16 protein-coding genes are annotated in these 17,205 nt (G+C 67.4%); 6 read left to right on the forward strand and 10 right to left on the reverse strand.

Annotated features, from left to right (window positions below):
- Window positions 1-85 precede the first annotated feature (85 nt).
- The 5 genes from AC20117_RS08190 (at window position 86) to AC20117_RS08210 (ending at window position 4,889) form a co-directional block, all read left to right on the forward strand.
- Window positions 86-1,051, forward strand: coding sequence for a carbohydrate ABC transporter permease (locus AC20117_RS08190; protein ID WP_074700150.1), 966 nt, complete (start codon window positions 86-88; stop codon window positions 1,049-1,051).
- A complete protein-coding gene (locus tag AC20117_RS08195) occupies window positions 1,048-2,013 on the forward strand; it encodes a carbohydrate ABC transporter permease (protein WP_074700149.1) in 966 nt (321 codons plus the stop codon). The genes AC20117_RS08190 and AC20117_RS08195 overlap by 4 nt, the downstream gene beginning before the upstream one ends.
- Before the next feature lie 7 nt (window positions 2,014-2,020).
- Window positions 2,021-3,034, forward strand: a complete 1,014-nt coding sequence (locus AC20117_RS08200) for a LacI family DNA-binding transcriptional regulator (protein WP_074700148.1) — start codon at window positions 2,021-2,023, stop codon at window positions 3,032-3,034.
- Between the two features lie 140 nt (window positions 3,035-3,174).
- The gene (locus AC20117_RS08205) at window positions 3,175-3,618 is read left to right on the forward strand and encodes a YciI family protein (RefSeq protein ID WP_074700147.1); all 444 of its coding nucleotides are present in this window, start codon (window positions 3,175-3,177) and stop codon (window positions 3,616-3,618) included.
- 26 nt (window positions 3,619-3,644) lie between these two features.
- The gene (locus tag AC20117_RS08210; RefSeq protein ID WP_074700146.1) at window positions 3,645-4,889 is read left to right on the forward strand and encodes an RNA polymerase sigma factor; all 1,245 of its coding nucleotides are present in this window, start codon (window positions 3,645-3,647) and stop codon (window positions 4,887-4,889) included.
- Window positions 4,890-4,911: 22 nt separating this feature from the next.
- Here the strand turns inward: AC20117_RS08210 and AC20117_RS08215 are convergent, their stop codons facing one another.
- From AC20117_RS08215 to AC20117_RS08260, 10 genes are all read right to left on the reverse strand, one after another.
- Window positions 4,912-5,739: a DUF8083 family protein gene (locus tag AC20117_RS08215; RefSeq protein WP_074700145.1), complete on the reverse strand. Its 828-nt coding sequence runs from the start codon at window positions 5,737-5,739 to the stop codon at window positions 4,912-4,914.
- 2 nt (window positions 5,740-5,741) lie between these two features.
- Window positions 5,742-6,545, reverse strand: coding sequence for an exodeoxyribonuclease III (locus AC20117_RS08220; RefSeq protein ID WP_074703129.1), 804 nt, complete (start codon window positions 6,543-6,545; stop codon window positions 5,742-5,744).
- A 105-nt stretch (window positions 6,546-6,650) separates the two neighbouring features.
- Window positions 6,651-7,475 carry an NAD(+) synthase gene (gene nadE / locus AC20117_RS08225; RefSeq protein WP_074700144.1) on the reverse strand — a complete coding sequence of 275 codons (825 nt, stop codon included), beginning with the start codon at window positions 7,473-7,475 and terminating at the stop codon, window positions 6,651-6,653.
- Between the two features lie 57 nt (window positions 7,476-7,532).
- Window positions 7,533-8,528 carry a sugar phosphate isomerase/epimerase family protein gene (locus AC20117_RS08230; protein ID WP_074700143.1) on the reverse strand — a complete coding sequence of 332 codons (996 nt, stop codon included), beginning with the start codon at window positions 8,526-8,528 and terminating at the stop codon, window positions 7,533-7,535.
- A 30-nt stretch (window positions 8,529-8,558) separates the two neighbouring features.
- Complete coding sequence (locus AC20117_RS08235) at window positions 8,559-9,740, reverse strand: Gfo/Idh/MocA family protein (RefSeq protein WP_074700142.1); 1,182 nt, start codon at window positions 9,738-9,740, stop codon at window positions 8,559-8,561.
- 24 nt (window positions 9,741-9,764) lie between these two features.
- Window positions 9,765-10,616: a sugar phosphate isomerase/epimerase family protein gene (locus AC20117_RS08240; protein ID WP_074700141.1), complete on the reverse strand. Its 852-nt coding sequence runs from the start codon at window positions 10,614-10,616 to the stop codon at window positions 9,765-9,767.
- 77 nt (window positions 10,617-10,693) lie between these two features.
- Complete coding sequence (locus AC20117_RS08245; protein WP_074700140.1) at window positions 10,694-11,911, reverse strand: substrate-binding domain-containing protein; 1,218 nt, start codon at window positions 11,909-11,911, stop codon at window positions 10,694-10,696.
- Between the two features lie 30 nt (window positions 11,912-11,941).
- Window positions 11,942-13,099 carry an ABC transporter permease gene (locus AC20117_RS08250; RefSeq protein WP_083339667.1) on the reverse strand — a complete coding sequence of 386 codons (1,158 nt, stop codon included), beginning with the start codon at window positions 13,097-13,099 and terminating at the stop codon, window positions 11,942-11,944.
- On the reverse strand, window positions 13,096-14,148 hold the full coding sequence (locus AC20117_RS08255; RefSeq protein WP_074700139.1) for an ABC transporter permease: 1,053 nt from the start codon (window positions 14,146-14,148) through the stop codon (window positions 13,096-13,098). Before AC20117_RS08255 ends, AC20117_RS08250 begins: the two co-directional genes overlap by 4 nt.
- Window positions 14,145-15,803, reverse strand: a complete 1,659-nt coding sequence (locus AC20117_RS08260) for a sugar ABC transporter ATP-binding protein (protein ID WP_074700138.1) — start codon at window positions 15,801-15,803, stop codon at window positions 14,145-14,147. Before AC20117_RS08260 ends, AC20117_RS08255 begins: the two co-directional genes overlap by 4 nt.
- Window positions 15,804-15,918: 115 nt before the next feature.
- On the opposite strand from AC20117_RS08260, the gene AC20117_RS08265 reads away from it, so the two are divergent.
- Window positions 15,919-17,118, forward strand: a complete 1,200-nt coding sequence (locus tag AC20117_RS08265) for an ROK family transcriptional regulator (protein ID WP_236777470.1) — start codon at window positions 15,919-15,921, stop codon at window positions 17,116-17,118.
- Window positions 17,119-17,205 lie beyond the last annotated feature (87 nt).

A 17,205-nucleotide genomic window follows, 5' to 3' on the forward strand; every position in this document is an offset into this window, starting at 1 on the left:
AGTCCACAGGCCCGGCTGGCCCGCCTGAAGAGTCGAGCCGGCCGGGCCCCATTCGCTTCAATCCCCGCATGAAGGAGGCTGCGCCATGGAGGATCTTGGCGAGAAGTTTTTCCAGGTGGTGGTTGCCCTTGCCATCTTCGTCGCGATCATCGGCCTGATCATGTTGCTGGTCGACAGGGCGCCGAAGTCGTTCCGGGACAAGGCCACGATCATCGGGTTCCTTGCCCCTGCGGCCGTTCTGCTGGCTATCGGACTGGTCGGCCCGGCCGTGCTGACGGCCCTGCTGGCCTTCACGGACCGCAACGGCGATCCCAACGGGCTGGACAACTTCGTCTGGATGTTCACCCAACCCGAGGCCCTGGTCACGCTGCGCAACACGGTGCTCTGGGTCATCCTGGTGCCGCTGCTCTCGACCGGTATCGGGCTCGCCTATGCGGTCTTTATCGACAGGGCCCGGGGCGAAAAGGGCCTGAAGGCGCTGGTCTTCATGCCGATGGCCATCTCGATGGTCGGTGCGGGCGTGATCTGGCGGTTCATGTACGCCTACCGCGGCGCCGAACAGGAACAGATCGGCCTGCTCAACCAGATCCTGGTGTGGTTCGGCAGCGAGCCCAAACAGTTCCTTCTCGACGCACCGGAAAACACCTTCTTCCTGATCGCGGTGATGATCTGGATCCAGACCGGCTTTGCCATGGTCATCCTGTCCGCTGCGATCAAGGGCATCCCGAACGAGATTGTCGAGGCAGCACGGCTGGACGGCGCCAGCGCCTGGCAGCAGTTCCGCAACATCACCATCCCGTCCATCCGCGGCGCGTTGATCGTCGTGATCACCACCATCACGATCGGCACGCTGAAAGTTTTCGATATTGTCCGGACCATGACCGCCGGCAACTTCGAAACCTCGGTCATCGCCAACGAGATGTACACCCAGGCGTTCCGCGCCAACGAGCCCGGCCGCGGTGCCGCGCTCGCGCTCGTGCTGTTCCTGATGGTCCTGCCCATCGTCGTCTACAACGCACGGCAGCTGAAGATGCAGAGGGAGATCCGATGAGCGCCATACCAGCAGATGCGTCCGCGGCGACGGCGGTGGCGACCGAAGACACCATCGAGTCCGGCCGGCCGGAGCCCATGGCCCGGCGGGTCCGGCAGCGGCTGACTTCCCGCGGCGCTACGGCGGCCGCGATCATCATCGCGACCATCTGGACCATCCCGACCTTCGGGCTGTTCATCTCCTCCTTCAGGCCCGAAGACAGCATCCAGAACAGCGGCTGGTGGAACTTCCTCGGGGACTTCCAGTTCACGCTGGAGAACTATGGCGACGTGCTGGCCTCGGGCAGAAGCTCTTCGCCCAACCTGGGCCAGTATTTCCTGAACTCGCTGGCCATCGTCATCCCGGGAACCATCTTCCCGCTGGTGCTCGCGTCCATGGCGGCCTACATCTTCGCCTGGGGCAGGTTCCGGGGCAAAGATACGCTGTTCATCTTCGTCTTCGCCCTGCAGATCGTTCCGCTGCAGATGGCCCTCATTCCGCTGCTGTCCCTGTTCATCAACCTGAAAATCGGCGAATTCCAGCTGCTGCCCGCGGGCACCTACGCGCAGCTGTGGATAGCGCACACCATCTTCGCCCTGCCGCTGGCCATCTTCCTGCTGCACAACTTCATCTCCGAAATTCCGGGCGAGGTGATCGAAGCGGCGCGCGTGGACGGCGCGGGCCACGCGACCATCTTCTGGCGGATCATTCTGCCGCTTTCGGTGCCGGCGATTGCCTCCTTCGGCATCTTCCAGTTCCTGTGGGTGTGGAACGATCTTCTGGTGGCGCTGGTCTTCTCCGGCGGCACCGCGGATGTCGCCCCGATTACGCAGCGGCTGGCCGAGCTGACCGGCACGCGGGGCAACGAATGGCACCGGCTCACCGCGGGCGCTTTCGTTTCCATGATCATTCCGCTGGCGGTGTTCTTCGGCTTGCAGCGCTACTTTGTCCGCGGCCTGCTCGCAGGTGGCCTCAAGGGGTGAGGCTGCCATGACCGGGATCGACGACGTTGCCCGGGCACTGGGTGTTTCGACGGCCACGGTCTCCCGTGCGCTGCGCGGCTTGCCCGGGGTCTCGGCAGCCACCCGCGGCAAGGTGCTGGCGAAGGCGGAGGAGCTGGGCTACGTGGCCTCGTCGTCGGCCGCGCACCTGGCCTCCGGCCGGACCATGGCCATGGGGGTGCTGCTTCCGCTGATTGACCGCTGGTATTTTTCCTCCGCGCTGGAGGGCGTTGACCGGGCCTTACGGGCCGCCGGCTATGACATGGTGGTCTTCAGCCTCGGCGGCACCGGCCTGAACCGGGACCGGGTCTTCCACCGCTCCATGCTGCGCAAGCGCATCGATGCGCTGCTGGTCATGTGCATGGAGCTCACCCCCGAGGAGTTGGCGGCGCTGCAGCAGCTGGACTATCCCAATGTCACCATCGGCGGCTTTGTGGACGGGCTGCGCAATGTCAGCATCGACGACGGCGGGGCGGCCACGGATGCGATGGAGTACTTGATCGGCCTGGGCCACACCCGGATCGCCCATGTGCGCGGAGGCGGTGAGTACGGCATCGAGTTCGCCGTCCCGCAGCAACGCGAGGAAGCCTACCGGGCAGCGCTGGAACGCCACGGGCTGGATGCCAGGCCCCAGTGGCTGATCACCGGAGAATTCAGGTTCCTGGAGTCCAAGCTGGCAGCCGCCCGGCTCTTCGACCAGCCGGGGGAGCGCCCCACCGCGGTCTTCGCGTCCTCGGACGAGATGGCCTTCGGCGTGCTGCTGGCCGCACAGGAGCGCGGCATCCGCGTCCCCGATGAACTGTCCGTGATCGGAATCGACGACCACGAGTTCGCCGAGCCCATGGGCCTTACCACGGTGCGCCAAAGCCCCGAGGACCAGGGCAGCTACGCGGCGGAACTCCTGCTAGGCGAACTGCAGGGGGCGCCGCGGCTGGCCACGCCGCCCTTCCAGCCGCACGAGCTGATCATCCGCCGCTCCACGGCACCGCCGCCGTCGTCGTAATCATTGTCCGGCGTGGGCAAAGAGGCGGCGATGCCAAGAGGTAAAAGAAATTTTCGGCACCGTGTCGATTCCCCCGTGCCCGGTTCGACGCAATAGTAGAAGGACGCGCACGGCGCCTTCATCCAGATAAGGAGAGAACCATGAAATACATGTTCATCATGCGCAGCACCGCCGAAGCTCTAGAGGCCGCCAAGGAGATGCCCTTCGAGGAGATGATCAACAAGATGGGCGCCTACAACGAATCGCTCATCAAGGCCGGAGTCATGCTGGGCGGGGACGGTCTGGCCGACGTGTCCGAGGACGCGAACTTCGTGGTCGACTTCTCGGGTGAACCGCCCGTCGTCACGGACGGTCCCTACGGCGAGACCCATGAGCTGTTCAACGGGTTCTGGATCATCCAGGTCTCGTCCAAGGAAGAGGCAGTCGAATGGGCGAGCCGCTGCCCGCTGGGTCCCGGTTCCAAACTCGAAGTCCGCCGGATCACCGAGGAAGCGGATTTCGCCGACTTTTCGGACAACGAATACATCCAGAAGGAATCCGAATGGCGCAAGCAGGAAGCGGACCTGAACAGCGAGAACGGCTAGGACAAGCCCCGGGTCGGGAGCCCGCGATGACTGGTGCGGAGCCGGCGGACAAGGTCAGGCGCCGGATGGATGCGCTGTGGCGGATCGAAGGCGCACGGATCGTCGCGGTCCTGGCACGGGTGACTGGGGACGTGGGGTTGGCGGAGGATCTGGCCCAGGAGGCCGTGGCCGATGCCCTGACCCAGTGGCCGGAATCCGGCATTCCGCGCAATCCCGGCGCCTGGCTCACCACGGTGGCCAAACGCAAGGCCATCGACGGGTGGCGCCGGGCCGCGCGGCTCGACGAGCGCTACCGCGACATCGCCCGCGGGTTGCAGGACGAGGACGCGGTGGCGTGGGAACCGCTGGACGACGACGTGCTGCGGCTGGTGTTCGCCGCCTGCCACCCCGTCCTCTCCCGCGAGGCACAGGTGGCCCTGACGCTGCGGATCGTCGGAAGCCTCACCACGGAGGAGATCGCGCGGCTGTTCCTGGTGCCAGTCGCCACTGTCCAGCAGCGGATCGTGCGCGCCAAGAAGACCCTCGCGGCCGCCCGGGTTCCCTTCGAGGTCCCGGAACCGAACGAGTGGGGCGAGCGGCTCGGCGCGGTCCTCGGCGTCGTGTACCTCATGTTTACCGAGGGGTATGCGGCGACGTCGGGCGACCGCTGGATCCGGCCGGACCTCGCCAACGAGGCACTGCGGATCGGCCGCATCCTCGCCGGGCTGGTTCCGCGTGAGCCCGAGGCCCATGCGCTCGTGGCACTCATGGAATTCCAGGCCTCCCGTTTCGCCGCCCGCACCCGGCCGGACGGGACTCCGGTCCTGCTGGCAGACCAAGACCGGAGCCGGTGGGACCGGGCCCAGATCAGGCGGGGCGAAGCCGCCCTGGTACGGGCCGATGCGTTGGGCCGGGGGAGGCGCAGTTATGCCCTGCAGGCCGCGATAGCCCAATGCCACGCCGTTGCGGCGAGCGTTGATGACACCGATTGGCCCGCTATCGTGCTGCTGTACGAGGCGCTGGGCCGGATCGCGCCGAGCCCGGTGGTGGAACTCAACCGGGCCGTCGCCATGTCCATGGCTACCGGGCCGGCAACGGCGCTCGCCATGGTGGACAGGCTCGGCTCCGACGGCGCGCTGCGCGGATCGCACCTGCTGCCCAGCGTCCGCGGCGAGCTGCTGGCCCGGCTCGGCCGGCGGGAGGAGGCCCGCGCGGAGTTTTCCGTGGCCGCGGCCTTGGCCCGGAACGACCGTGAACGGGCGGTCCTTGAAGGCAAGGCGGCCGAGGTCTGAAGGCCCCGAAGGCCCCGAAGGCTCAGGAGGCGCGCGCCAGCTGCCGGATCTTGATCCAACGCGTGGCCAGGCGCCGGTAGGCGGCAGCGGCCCCGGTCATGTCGCCCTCGGCCAGCGATTCAATGCCGGCCTGGACATCGGACGGCGAATCATCCGGGTAGACCATGTCCGCCACGCGGCCGTAGTCCAGTTCCAGCATGCCCGAGAGCGTGAACGTCTCCATCCACTCGGTGATCTCGGTGAGTTCGTCGAGCAGGTCAAGTCCCGGCGCCGCCACCGCGAGGCTGGCCGCGGCATACCGGGCGCGATCGATGCACTGCATCAGCGGCGCGCTCAACCGCACCGTCTCCACGCCGTGGCGGCCTTCGATCACCTCGGCGTGGTCGTCTTCACGGAAGAGGACAAACCAGCCGAACGGGATGCCCCAGGTGGAGCTTCTGGTGTGCAGCTTGGCCAGCGAATCCGCAAATGTGTCCGGATCCAGCCGCTGCTGCTGGGCATCGCGCGCCGCTTCCGGCAGCAGCAAGCCCAGCAGCGGGTTATGCAGGCTGTGCGAAATGGACTCCGCCGCCAACGTGCTGCGCACGGCCAGCTGGTTGGGGCAGTAGTACGGAGTGGTCAGGCCCTCCGGCGACGGGTAGTGCAGCACCCGCACCAGATCCTCGCTGTCGTGCGGGAACGGGTCGGAGACCGTCCGGGTGATGCGGCGCAGCGACTCCCCGCGGTCCAGCTCCTCGGTGGCACGGCGGTCCCGGCTGCGCTGTTCCATGATGAGCAACTGCTCGTCATCGGAGAACGCATCCAAGGGCTCGAAGACCCGAAGGTAGGAAACGTACGGGAAGCTGGTCATCACTAGTCCAGTTCCACAATCACGGGCGCGTGGTCGGAGGCGCCCTTGCCCTTGCGTTCCTCGCGGTCGATGATCGCGTCGGTCACGCGCGAGGCCAAGGCCGGCGAGGCCAGGATAAAGTCGATCCGCATGCCTTCCTTCTTCGGGAAGCGCAGCTGGGTGTAGTCCCAGTACGTGTAGGTGCCCGGGCCGGGGTGGATCGGGCGAACGACGTCGATATAGCCGGCCTCCTCGAACGCGCGGAAGGCGGCGCGCTCGGGTTCGCTGACGTGGGTCAGTTCCTCGCGCTGGAACTTTTCGATGTCCCAGACGTCCTCGTCCCGCGGGGCGATGTTCCAGTCCCCGGTCAGGGCGATCTGTGCCTGCGGGTCCGCCTGCAGCCAGTCCGCGGCGTGTTTCTTGAGCACGTCGAGCCACTGCAGTTTGTACGCCATGTGCGGGTCATTCCGCGACCGGCCGTTCGGAACATAAAGGCTCCAGACCCGCACGCCGGCGCAGGTCGCTGCGATGGCACGAGCTTCGGCGTGGACGGCGTCATCGGTCTTGCCGAAGTGCGGCTGGTCCATGAAGGTGCGCTCCACGTCGTCGAGCCCCACGCGGGAGGCGATGGCGACGCCGTTCCACTGGTTCAGCCCGAAGTGGGCCACCTCGTAGCCGTTGTTTTCGAACAGCTCCCACGGAAAGTTCTCATCGGTGGCTTTGGTTTCCTGGATGGCCACCACATCCACATCGGAGCGTAGCAACCATGCCTCGATACGGTCGGCGCGGGCACGGATCGAGTTAACATTCCACGTAGCAATCTTCACGCTCACTACGTTACCGAACTGGCAGCCCTGTTGTTTATCGGGTGTCGGGACCGGCGGCGTGGGACGATTCGGCAAGCAGAGCGCGGTGGCCGGCCGGCCCGGAGCTTAGTTCCGCCACCAGTCGTCCGCGATGGTCACCGGGACCGTGCGCTTGTGCCGGGTGACCAGGTACCGGTGCTCAATTGCCTCGGCGACTTCTTCCGGAACCTCGCGGCCCTCGAGGTAGTCGTCGATGTGGTCGTAGGAGAGGCCGAGCTCGTCCTCGTCCGTGCGGCCGGGCTGGTCATCGAGCAGGTCCGCCGTCGGTTCTTTCTTGTACAGCCGTTCCTCGGCGCCGAGGTGTTCCAGCAGCTGGCGGTTTTGCCGCTTGTTCAGCCCGAACAGCGGCAGGATGTCCGCGCCGCCATCGCCGAATTTGGTGAAGAACCCGGTGACCGATTCCGCGCCGTGGTCGGTGCCGATGACCAGGTAGTTGTGCTGTCCGGCCAGGGCGTACTGGGCGATCATCCGGGTCCGCGCCTTGATGTTGCCCTTGTTGAAGTCGGTGATCTTTTCGCCGGTGGTGGTAGTGAATTCGGTTTCGAATCCGTCCACCGCCGGCGCCACGTCGAAGGTCCACGATGTTTTCGGGTCGATGAACTTCAGCGCCGCCTGCGCGTCGTCCTCGTCATGCTGCACCTTGTAGGGCAGGCGGACCGCCACGAAGTTGGCCTCCACGCCTTCGGCTTCGAGCTCGTCGACGGCCAGTTGGGCCAGCTTGCCGGCCACGGTGGAATCCAGTCCGCCGCTGATGCCCAGGACAAAGCCCTTGGTGCGGCTGGCCTTCAGATAGTCCTTCAGGAAAGTGACCCGCCGGCGGGTTTCCTCAGCGGGATCAATGGTGGGCCGGACGCCCATTTCTGCAATGATTTTCACCTGGAGTTCACGCATGGAGCCAGCCTACCTGCACTCTGTTTCCGGCGTGTTGCCCGCCCCGACATTCATCCGTCACTGCTTGAAGGCGGAGTCGAAGGAAGCCTCGGGCCGGGTGAAGTCGAACTGCTTCAGGAACGCCAGCGCTTCCGGCGCGCCGCGCAGCCGGTCCATCCCGGCGTCCTCCCATTCCACGCTGATCGGACCGTCGTAGCCGATGGCGTTCAGCGCGCGGAAACTCGCTTCCCACGGCACGTCGCCACGTCCGGCCGAGACGAAGTCCCAGCCGCGGCGCGGATCGCCCCAGGGCAGGTGCGAGCCCAGCCGGGTGTTGCGGCCGGTGATCCGCAGCTTCGTGTCCTTGCAGTCCACATGGTAGATCCGGTCCTTGAAGTCCCAGATCAGCGAGACCGGGTCGATGTCCTGCCACATCATGTGGCTGGGGTCCCAGTTGATCCCGAACGCCTCGCGGTGGCCGATCGCCTCCAACGCCTGCACCGTGGACCAGTAGTCGTACGCGATTTCGGACGGGTGGATTTCGTGCGCAAACCTGACCCCGCACTCATCGAACACATCCAGAATGGGGTTCCAGCGGTCCGCGAAGTCCCGGTAACCGGCCTCGATCACCTCGGCGGGCACCGGCGGGAACATCGCCACGTACTGCCAGATGGATGAACCGGTGAACCCCACCACGGTCTTCACACCGAGCCGCTGCGCCAGCCGGGCGGTGAGCTTCATTTCCTCCGCGGCGCGCTCGCGGACGCCCTGCGGGTCGCCGTCGCCCCACACCCGCGGGCCCACGATGTCGCGGTGCCGGAAGTCGATCGGGTCATCGCACACCGCCTGGCCCTTCAGGTGGTTGGAGATCGCCCAGACCTTCAGCCCGTTGCGCGCCAGGATGTCCAGCCGGTCCTGGATGTAGGCGTCATCGTCCCAACGCCATGCGTCCAGATGGTCCCCGGACACGGCGATCTCCAGGCCGTCGTACCCCCAGCCGGCGGCCAGCTCGGCCACCTTTTCGAAGGGCAGGTCCGCCCACTGGCCGGTGAAGAGCGTGTAGTTGCGTGCCATGGCTGCTCGCTTTCTCTCTGGACTCAAGGATCAAATAACGACGGCGGTGCTCGCCTGGGCGGCGCTGCGTTCCATTGCGTCGAGCACCCGCTGTACGGCCAGGCCGTCTTCAAAGGACGCCGCCGGCGGGGTGCCGGTCCGGATGGCGGTCAGGAAGTCCGCCGCCTGCGAGGTGAAGGCGTGGTCCCAGCCGAGGATGTGCCCGGGCGGCCACCACGCATCCAGGTAGGGGTGCTCCGCGTCGGTGACCAGAATTCTGGCGGAACCCTGCAGCGCTGCCGGCGCCCCGGCGTCGTAATAATGCAGTTCGTTCAGGTTCTCCAGGTCGAAGCGCAGGTGCCCGCCTGAGCCATAGACCTCAATCTCAAGTGCGTTGCGTCGGCCGGTGGCGAACCTGCTGACCTCCACGCTGGCCACGGCGCCGGAGGGCAGCCGCAGCGTGGCCCAGGCGGCATCGTCCACCGTCACCGGCTCCAGGCCGGCGGGGCCGGTGCGCTGCGGAACGAAGGTATTGATGGTGGCCGAGACGCTGGCCACGCGCTCGCCGAGCAGGAACTGCACCTGGTCCACCGCGTGCGAGGCAAGGTCTCCCATGGCACCGGAGCCCGCGGTTTCCTTCCGCAGCCGCCACGTCATCGGCGCGGCCTCGTCCGCGAGCCAGTCCTGCAGGTAGGACACGCGCACCTGCCGGACCTGCCCCAGCTTCCCGTCCGCGATCAGCTGCCGCGCCAGCACCAGGGCCGGAATCCGCCGGTACGTGAACCCGGTCATCGCGATGACGCCCCGGGTGGCGGCCTCCCGGGCGGCGGCGGCCATCTTTTCGGCCTCGGCCACCGAGTTGGCCAGCGGCTTTTCCACCAGCACATGCTTGCCCGCCTCCAGCGCCGCGATGGCCTGCTCCGCGTGCAGGTGGCCGGGTGTACAGATGTCCACAATCTGCACGTCGTCCCGCGTCAGCACTTCGCGCCAGTCGGTGGCCGTTTCGGCCCAGCCGTAGCGTTGCGCGGCCGCACTCAGCTGGTCCTGGTCCCGCCCCACCAGCACCTGACGCGCCACCGGGGGAGTGTCGTAGAACGCGCCCACATTGCGCCAGGCGTTCGAGTGCGCCTTGCCCATAAACGAATACCCCAGTACGGCTACCCCCAACGGAGCCGCCGGGGTGGCCGCGTCAGGGGAGCGCGCCGGAGCGGGATCCGGAACGGTTGCGGTCATCTTTTTCCTCTTCTCACGTGCGCGTCACAGCCCGCGCAGAAAGGCCAGGCCATCCGAGGCCAGGCGGTCCTGGCTCGGCGCCAGCGGCCGCCAGATGGACGCGGCGGCGGCGATGCTGGCGTTGTCCGCGGTAAAACTCTCGATGTTCAGCGGGCCGGTGTAGCCGACGTCGTCCAGCGCCTTCACCAGCTCCGGCCAGTTGGTCTGGTCCCCGCCCGGCGCCCCGCGGTCATTGCCGCAGACCTGCAGGTGCACCAGATGCCGCCCGGCCGCGCGGATGGCGGCGGCGCTGGACCGTTCCTCGATGTTCAGGTGGTAGCTGTCCAGCGCCAGCCCCACGCCGTTGCCCAGCAGCGGTGCCAGGGCGTCGAGCGCCTGCTCCACGGTATTGACCAGTGAGGTCTCGTACCGGTTGAGCGGTTCAATACCAAGAACGACGCCGGCCTCCGCCGCCCGGGCGGCGAGCGGCGCCAGATTGCGGCGCAGCTCGCGGTACGCCTCGGCCCGTTCGGCCTCCGTCAGCCGCCAAACCCTCCCCGTGGCGGAGTAGAACGGTCCGCACACAGCGGGGGCCCCGACGTCGTACGCCATCTGGATGCAGGCGGCGAGGTAATCCTGGGTGGCGGCAACGGTGGCGGCATCGGCCGCGACGAGATCCCGCCCCGGCGCCATCGCCCCCACGATGAAGGGCTTCAGGCCCGTGGCCGCAAGCGCCTGCCGGGCGATTGCGGCGGTGAAGTCGCCCGCGTTTTCCAGCGGCAGCTCCACCGCGTTGAAGCCCAGCGCAGCGATCTTCGCCAGCAAAGGAGGCAGGTTGGCGTCGGTCAGCGGGGAGTCCCACACCCAGGTGTTCACTCCGATGAGCCGGTCCGCCATGTCCTGCCTCCTTTGCTGTCATGGATGGTGCTGGTTCAGTGCGGCGCCTGTGGCGGCGCTGTGCCTGGCCGGAGCGGTCAGGGCATCTGGCGTTCCTGCCAGACCTCGGGGTAGCCGGGCAGGTCCTCGCCGCCGAACTTGGCGTAGTGGCCGTCCGGCATGCCCTCGTTGAGCTCCAGCCACTGGTCGAGTTCATCCGCGGGGATGGGCTCCTGCGGCAGCACCCACTCGGCGGGGACTTCCTCGCCCTTGAAGATCTTCTCCAGCGCCAGCAGCGGGGTGCGCCACTGGAAGTTGGAGTAGACCGGGGCCAGCGCGTCGATGCCCGTTTCCTGCCACTTGCGCAGGAAGCTCATCTCGTCCTCGCCGGTCATCACCGGCAGGTCCTTGCCCGCGTCCTCGAAGGCCTCGATCGCGGCCACGGCGCCGTCGCCGGCGTCCATCCAGACACCCTGGACGTCCCCGGTGGCCAGCTCGTCGGAGATGATCTTCTTGATTTCGGTCGGGTCGGCGCCGGTGAAGTAGTCCGTGGCCTCGATCCCGTTCTCGGTGAAGATCTTCTCGGCCGCGGCCCAGCGGTGTTCCAGCACGTCCACGCCGGGCAGGATGCGCAGGGCCACTACCTTGTCGCCCTCCTGCAGCCGCTCGGACAGGAACGTGGCGGTGTCGATGCCCCAGGCGAAGCCGCCGATCGGATGGATGAAGGTGGTGGCGCAGTCCGTTTCCACGCCGCGGTCGAAGACCACTACGGGCTTGCCCGTGTCGCAAGCGCGCTCCACGGCCGGCGTCAGGGCCGCCGTGGAGTTGGGCGAGATGATGAACGCGTCGCAGTTGCCCTCGTTGATGAAGTAGTCGATGTCGGCGATCTGCGTGTTGTCGTTGTCCTTCGCGTCGCGCGTCTCCATCTCGGAGATCACGCCCGAGTCCTGCAGCACCTTGAGCTGCTGGTTCATGGTGATCCAGCCGGTCTGCCGCCACGGGTTGGAGATGGAGGCGTTGGCGAAGCAGACCTTCTGCTCGCCCTCGACGGCGAGGTCCGAGGTGTCCTTCATCTCGCCGGCGATGTACTGCAGGTACGGCTGCTCCGGATCCCCCTCGAATTCCGCCGTACGCTGCTCGAACTGTTCGTCGTAGAGCGCCTGGTCGAACCACTCCTGCTCGGTGGCCTCCGGCGACGCCGCCGCACTGCCGCCCGGGTCCTCCGTCACGGATGGATCGGTGGTGCAGGCGGTCAGCGCCAGCAACGATGTTGCCGCTGCGAGCGTTACCGCGGTACGGATACTTTGATTGCGCATCAGTATCTGTTTCCTCCCTGTTCGGTGCCCTCAGCGGGCGGTGGTGCCGTTGTGATGTTCGGATTGTTCGATGGCTGTGGAGTCCGGGGCCGCGGTGGCAGTCTGCGCCGGTTGCGGCGGCTCGACCTGTTGAGGCGGCGCTTCGTGGGCGGGCGCTGCCGTGCCCTTGCGTTTGCGCTGCCAGGTCTTGGCGGCGGCGGCCACGGCGACGATGATGATGGCGCCCTGCACGCTGTCCCGCCAGGTCGACTGCACGCCGACGAAATTCAGCAGCGTGAACAGCGATTCCAGCGCAAACGCACCGGCCGCGGCGGAAAGCACCCAGCCGCGTCCGCCGCCGAGGACAACCCCGCCAAGTACGACGGCGGTGATCGCCGTGAACTCATAACCTCGCCCGACGGACGGGTGGACACCGGCATAGCCGACCAGCAGGATGCCCGCAACGGTGGCGGCCAGCGAGGAGAGCATGAAGGCGCGGGTCTTGATCCACCACACCGGGGCTCCCGTCAGCGCCGCCGCCGTCGGGTTGTCGCCGGCCGCTATCAGCGTGCGGCCGTAGGGCCGGCGCATCAGCCAGAAGGCCAGTGCGGCCACCGCGGCCAGAATGATCACCGGATACGGGATGACCTCCAGCACCGGCACACCCTCGATGCCGCCGCGGCCGATCTGCCGGAAGCTGTCCGCCGGATTGCCCTGCGCGGCGCCGCCGGTCCAGAACAGCACCAGCCCCAGCAGGGCCAGCATCATGCCCAGTGTCACGATGAAGCTCGGCACCCGCAGCAGCGTGGTGACCAGGCCGTTGACCAGCCCGATGAAGGCTCCCAGCACGAACATGAGCAGTAGCACCGGGATGACCTTGGCGTCGTCGTCGCCAATGAGGTTGCCGGCGGTGATCACCTGCATGGTGACCACGGAGCCCATGGACAGATCGAACTCGCCGGAAACGATGACGAAGTACTGCCCGATCGCGGCGATGGCGATGGGCGCGGTGCGGCCAATGAAGCGGATGAAGGAATCGGGTTCCCCGAAGGACGGGTTGACCGCGATGATGGCCGCCAGCAGGGCGACCAGCAGGACGAAGACGGCGCCGCCGGGGGTGCGCAGCGCCCGAAGGAAGCGTTCGCCGCGGCCGGCCCGGTTCTGCTGCAGCACGGCACCGCGGTCGCTGGGAGTCAGGGTCCGGCTCATGCCCGCACCTCCTGGGGTTCCTCGGTGCCGGGCATTTCCTGCCGGCTGTGTCCGTCGTGCCCGAAGCGCGGCGGCCGGTTCACGATTCTGCGACGGGCGTAAACCGCCACGGCCACCACGATCACGATCCCGCGGACCACGTCCTTGAGGAACGGATTGACCTGCATGACCGACATGATGTTGTCCATCATGGCGAAGATCAGGACGCCGCCGAGGGTGCCGGTGATGGTGCCCTTGCCGCCGGCCAGCAGGGTGCCGCCGAGTACCACCGCGGCGATGGACAGCAGGTCGTAACCGCCCTGGGAGCCAACCGTGGGGCTGCCGACGCCGAGCCTGCTGGCCAGCAGCAGCCCCGCCATGCCGGCCATGAGCGAGCAGATGACGTGGGCGGTGATGACCGGCGTCTGGATGCGGATGCCGGACATCCGCGCGACGTTGGGATTGCCGCCGACGGCATAGATCTGGTGGCCTACCCGCGTGCGGTGGAGCAGCAGCATGGCCAGGCCCGCGCAGGCCAGCATGATCAGCGTGGAGATCGGCACCGGGCCCAGTCCGGTGGCACCGACCAGCCGGAACGAAAACGGCGTCTGGCCGAAGCTGCCCTTGAAGTTGGTGGCCAGGTAGCCGCTGATGATCAGCCCCATGCCGAGGGTGGCGATGAAGCCGTGCACCTTCAGGCCGGACACGATGAGCCCGTTGAACAGGCCGATCAGGGCCGAAACGCCCAGCGCCAGCAGCACGCCGGCGAGCACGTTGGCGCTGTTGTTCGCCATCACTCCCGCGGCGATCAGGCTGGCGAGGCTGGTGACGTACGGGACGGAAAGGTCCAGGCTGCCGACCAGGATGACCAGCGTCTGCCCGATCGCGATGAAGCCCAGCACGCTGGTGCCGGTCAGGATGCTGGAGATGTTGCCCGGGCTGAAGAAGCTGCGTCCGGCGGTGGCCACCAGGATGGATCCGACGGCGAGGGTCAGCAGGGCGACCAGGTAGACGATGTGGGTGGAGGACAGCCGGCTGAAAATGCTGCCGCCGCCGCTGGCCTTGTTCATGCGCGCTCCCCGGTTCCGTTGCTTGCCTCGGGCTGGATACTTCCGGCGGCGCCCGCGCCGTCGTCGTTGGTTGTGCTGTTGGCTGCCGGCCTCGCGCCCGTACCGAGCTGGAGGATCTGCTCTTCGGTGGCGCCGGCGGGCAGTTCGCCGGCGATGCGGCCGTCCCGCATGACGATGATGCGGTCCGACATGCCGATGACTTCGGGCAGTTCGCTGGAGACCATCAGGACGGCTTTGTCCTCGGCCGCGAGCTGGCGCATCAGGCGGTAGACCGCGATCTTGGCGCCGACGTCGATGCCGCGGGTGGGCTCGTCCAGCAGGACCACGCGCGGGCTAATGGCGAGCCACTTGGCCAGCACTACCTTCTGCTGGTTGCCGCCGGAGAGGTACTGCACCTCCTGGTCCAGGTCCCGGGCGATGACTTCGAGCGCCGAGAACACGCCGGGAATGTCCTGTTTGACCGCGCCGGTGCTGCGCGGGAAGACGGAGCGGATGACGCCCAGTGCGTTGTCCAGGATGGACTGGTTCAGGCTCAGGCCCTCCGCCTTGCGGTCCTCGGTGATCAGCGCGATCCGGGCCCTGATGGCCTGCCGCGGCGACTTGGGCAGCAGCTCCGTGCCGTCCAGTCGCATGGTGCCCCGGGTGAAGGGGGCCGCGCCGAAAATGCCTTGAACCAGCTCGGTCCGGCCCGAGCCCTGGAGTCCGGCGACGCCGACGATTTCGCCGGGGGCGATGCTCAGGCTGATACCGTCCAGCTGGTCGTTGCCGGCGTTGTCCAGTGCCAGCAGCGGGGTTTCGGTCAGGGGCTCGTCGGCGTCGTCGCGCGGGAGTTTGTCCGGGAAGTAGGCGGAGATCGGGCGTCCGACCATGAGACGGACGAGGGAGGCGTCGTCGAGCTCCGCGGCGGGCCGCGTGTCCACAATGCGCCCGTCCTTGAGCACCGTGATGGTGTCGCACAGATCGAAGATCTCGCGCAGCCGGTGGGAGACGTAGAGGATGGCCGTGCCGCGTTCCTGCAGCCGGCGCACGATCTGGTAGAGCAGTTCCACCTCCGGTCCGGCCAGCGCGGCGGTCGGCTCGTCCATGGAGATGATGCGCGCGTCGTAGCTGATGGCCTTGGCGATTTCCACGATCTGCTGCTCGGCGACGGAAAGGGAACGCACCGCCGTCGTCGGCTTGATGCTGGTGATGCCCAGGGATTCGAGCAGCTCGGCTGTGGTGGCGTTCATCCTGGCCTTGTTGACCAGCATGCCCTTGCGCGGTTCGCGGCCGAGGTAGATGTTTTCGGCCACGGTGCGGTCCGGCAGCAGGTTGAACTCCTGGAAGACCGTGGAGAGGCCGGCCTCGTGGGCCTGGGTGGGGTGGCTGAAGTGGACCTCTTTGCCGTCCAGCAGGATGGTGCCGGCATCGCGCTGGTAGACGCCGGCCAGGACTTTCATCAGGGTGGACTTGCCGGCGCCGTTTTCGCCGACGAGCCCGTGTACCTCGCCGGCATGGAGCTTCAGCGCAGCGTCCTCAAGCACGGGAATGCCGAAGAAGCTCTTGGTTAGTCCGCGGACTTCCAGGACAGGGCCGGCTTCCGGCCTGACGGAACCGGTTCCTGCCGGCGAAGACAGGGCGCCGGGTCCGGCATGTTTGCTGATGATTTCACCCACGCTCCAAGAGTGGCATGGCTCACACACTTCTGTCGAGAGTTTGGCAAAAGTTGTGCGGAAAACATTTATTAGTCGAGTAGAGACGAACGCAAGTGCTGCATGCTTTACTGAAAGTGTGTCGAACTCCCAGGTGGCTTCCCCGCCGCGAAACGCAGCCCTTCCGGCTCCCGGCGCCAGCGACGTTTTCCAGTTGCTGCGTGACGGTCAGCCGCGGACCCGGGCCGAGCTGGCGCAGCTGACCGGCCTGGCCAGATCGACCGTGGCCCTGCGGGTGGACACCCTGATGAAGCTTGGTTTCATCGCCCCGTACGGCGGGGCGGTCTCCACCGGCGGCAGGCCGCCGTCGTTGTTTGCCTTGAATTCCGGCGCGCGGGTGGTGGTAGGGGCGGACCTTGGTGCCACGCACGCGCTGGTCATCCTCACCGATCTGGCCGGCACGGTCTTGGCTGAGGAGCGGGCGGCCCTGAACATCGCTGCCGGACCCGACGAGGTGCTCGGATGGCTTGCCGCGGCGGTGGGGCGCTTGCTTGACGCGGCCGGACGCGAGGCGCGGGAACTGGGCGCCATCGGCATCGGGCTGCCCGGGCCGGTGGAACATGACACCGGCAGGCCCATCAACCCGCCGATCATGCCCGGCTGGGACCGCGTGGACGTGCCGGGGCTGGTGCAGCGGCATTTTGACGTGCCGGTGCTGGTGGACAACGACGTGAACATCATGGCGCTGGGCGAGCAGGCGACAGCCTGGGCGGAGGTGCCGGAGCTGATGTTCATCAAGGTGGCCACGGGTATCGGTGCCGGGATCATCTCCAACGGGCAGCTGCAGCGCGGCGCGCAGGGCACGGCGGGGGACCTCGGGCACGTCAGGGTGCCGCGGGGCGAAGCTGTGCAGTGCCGCTGCGGGAATACCGGCTGCCTTGAAGCGCTCGCCGGCGGCCCGGCGCTCGCGGCCGTGCTCGCGGGGGAAGGCCGGGCGGCGTCGACGAGCCAGGACGTGATCGACCTGGTCCGGGCCGGGGAACTGCAGGCGGTCCAGGTGGTGCGGCAGGCCGGGCGGGACATCGGTGACGTGCTGGCGACCTGCGTGAACCTGATCAACCCGTCCGTGATCGTGATCGGCGGCAGCCTGGCCCAGGCCGGGGAGCACCTGCTGGCGGGTATCCGCGAGGTGGTCTACCGGCGCTCGCTGCCGCTGGCGACCGAGCATCTGCGCATCGCGCCCTCCGTTGCCGGCCAGCGGGCCGGGGTGGTGGGGGCCGCCTCGCTGGCGATCAACCACGTGCTTTCGCCGGAGGCCATCGAAGCCGCCGCGCGCTGAGCGTTCACGCCGCGGGGGCTTCCCGGGGCGCCTGAGCCCACTCCGGCCGGGGTGATTCCCGGCTTCGAGCCCATGTTCAGGCGTATC

Source organism: Arthrobacter crystallopoietes (assembly GCF_002849715.1).
GTDB lineage: Bacteria > Actinomycetota > Actinomycetes > Actinomycetales > Micrococcaceae > Crystallibacter > Crystallibacter crystallopoietes.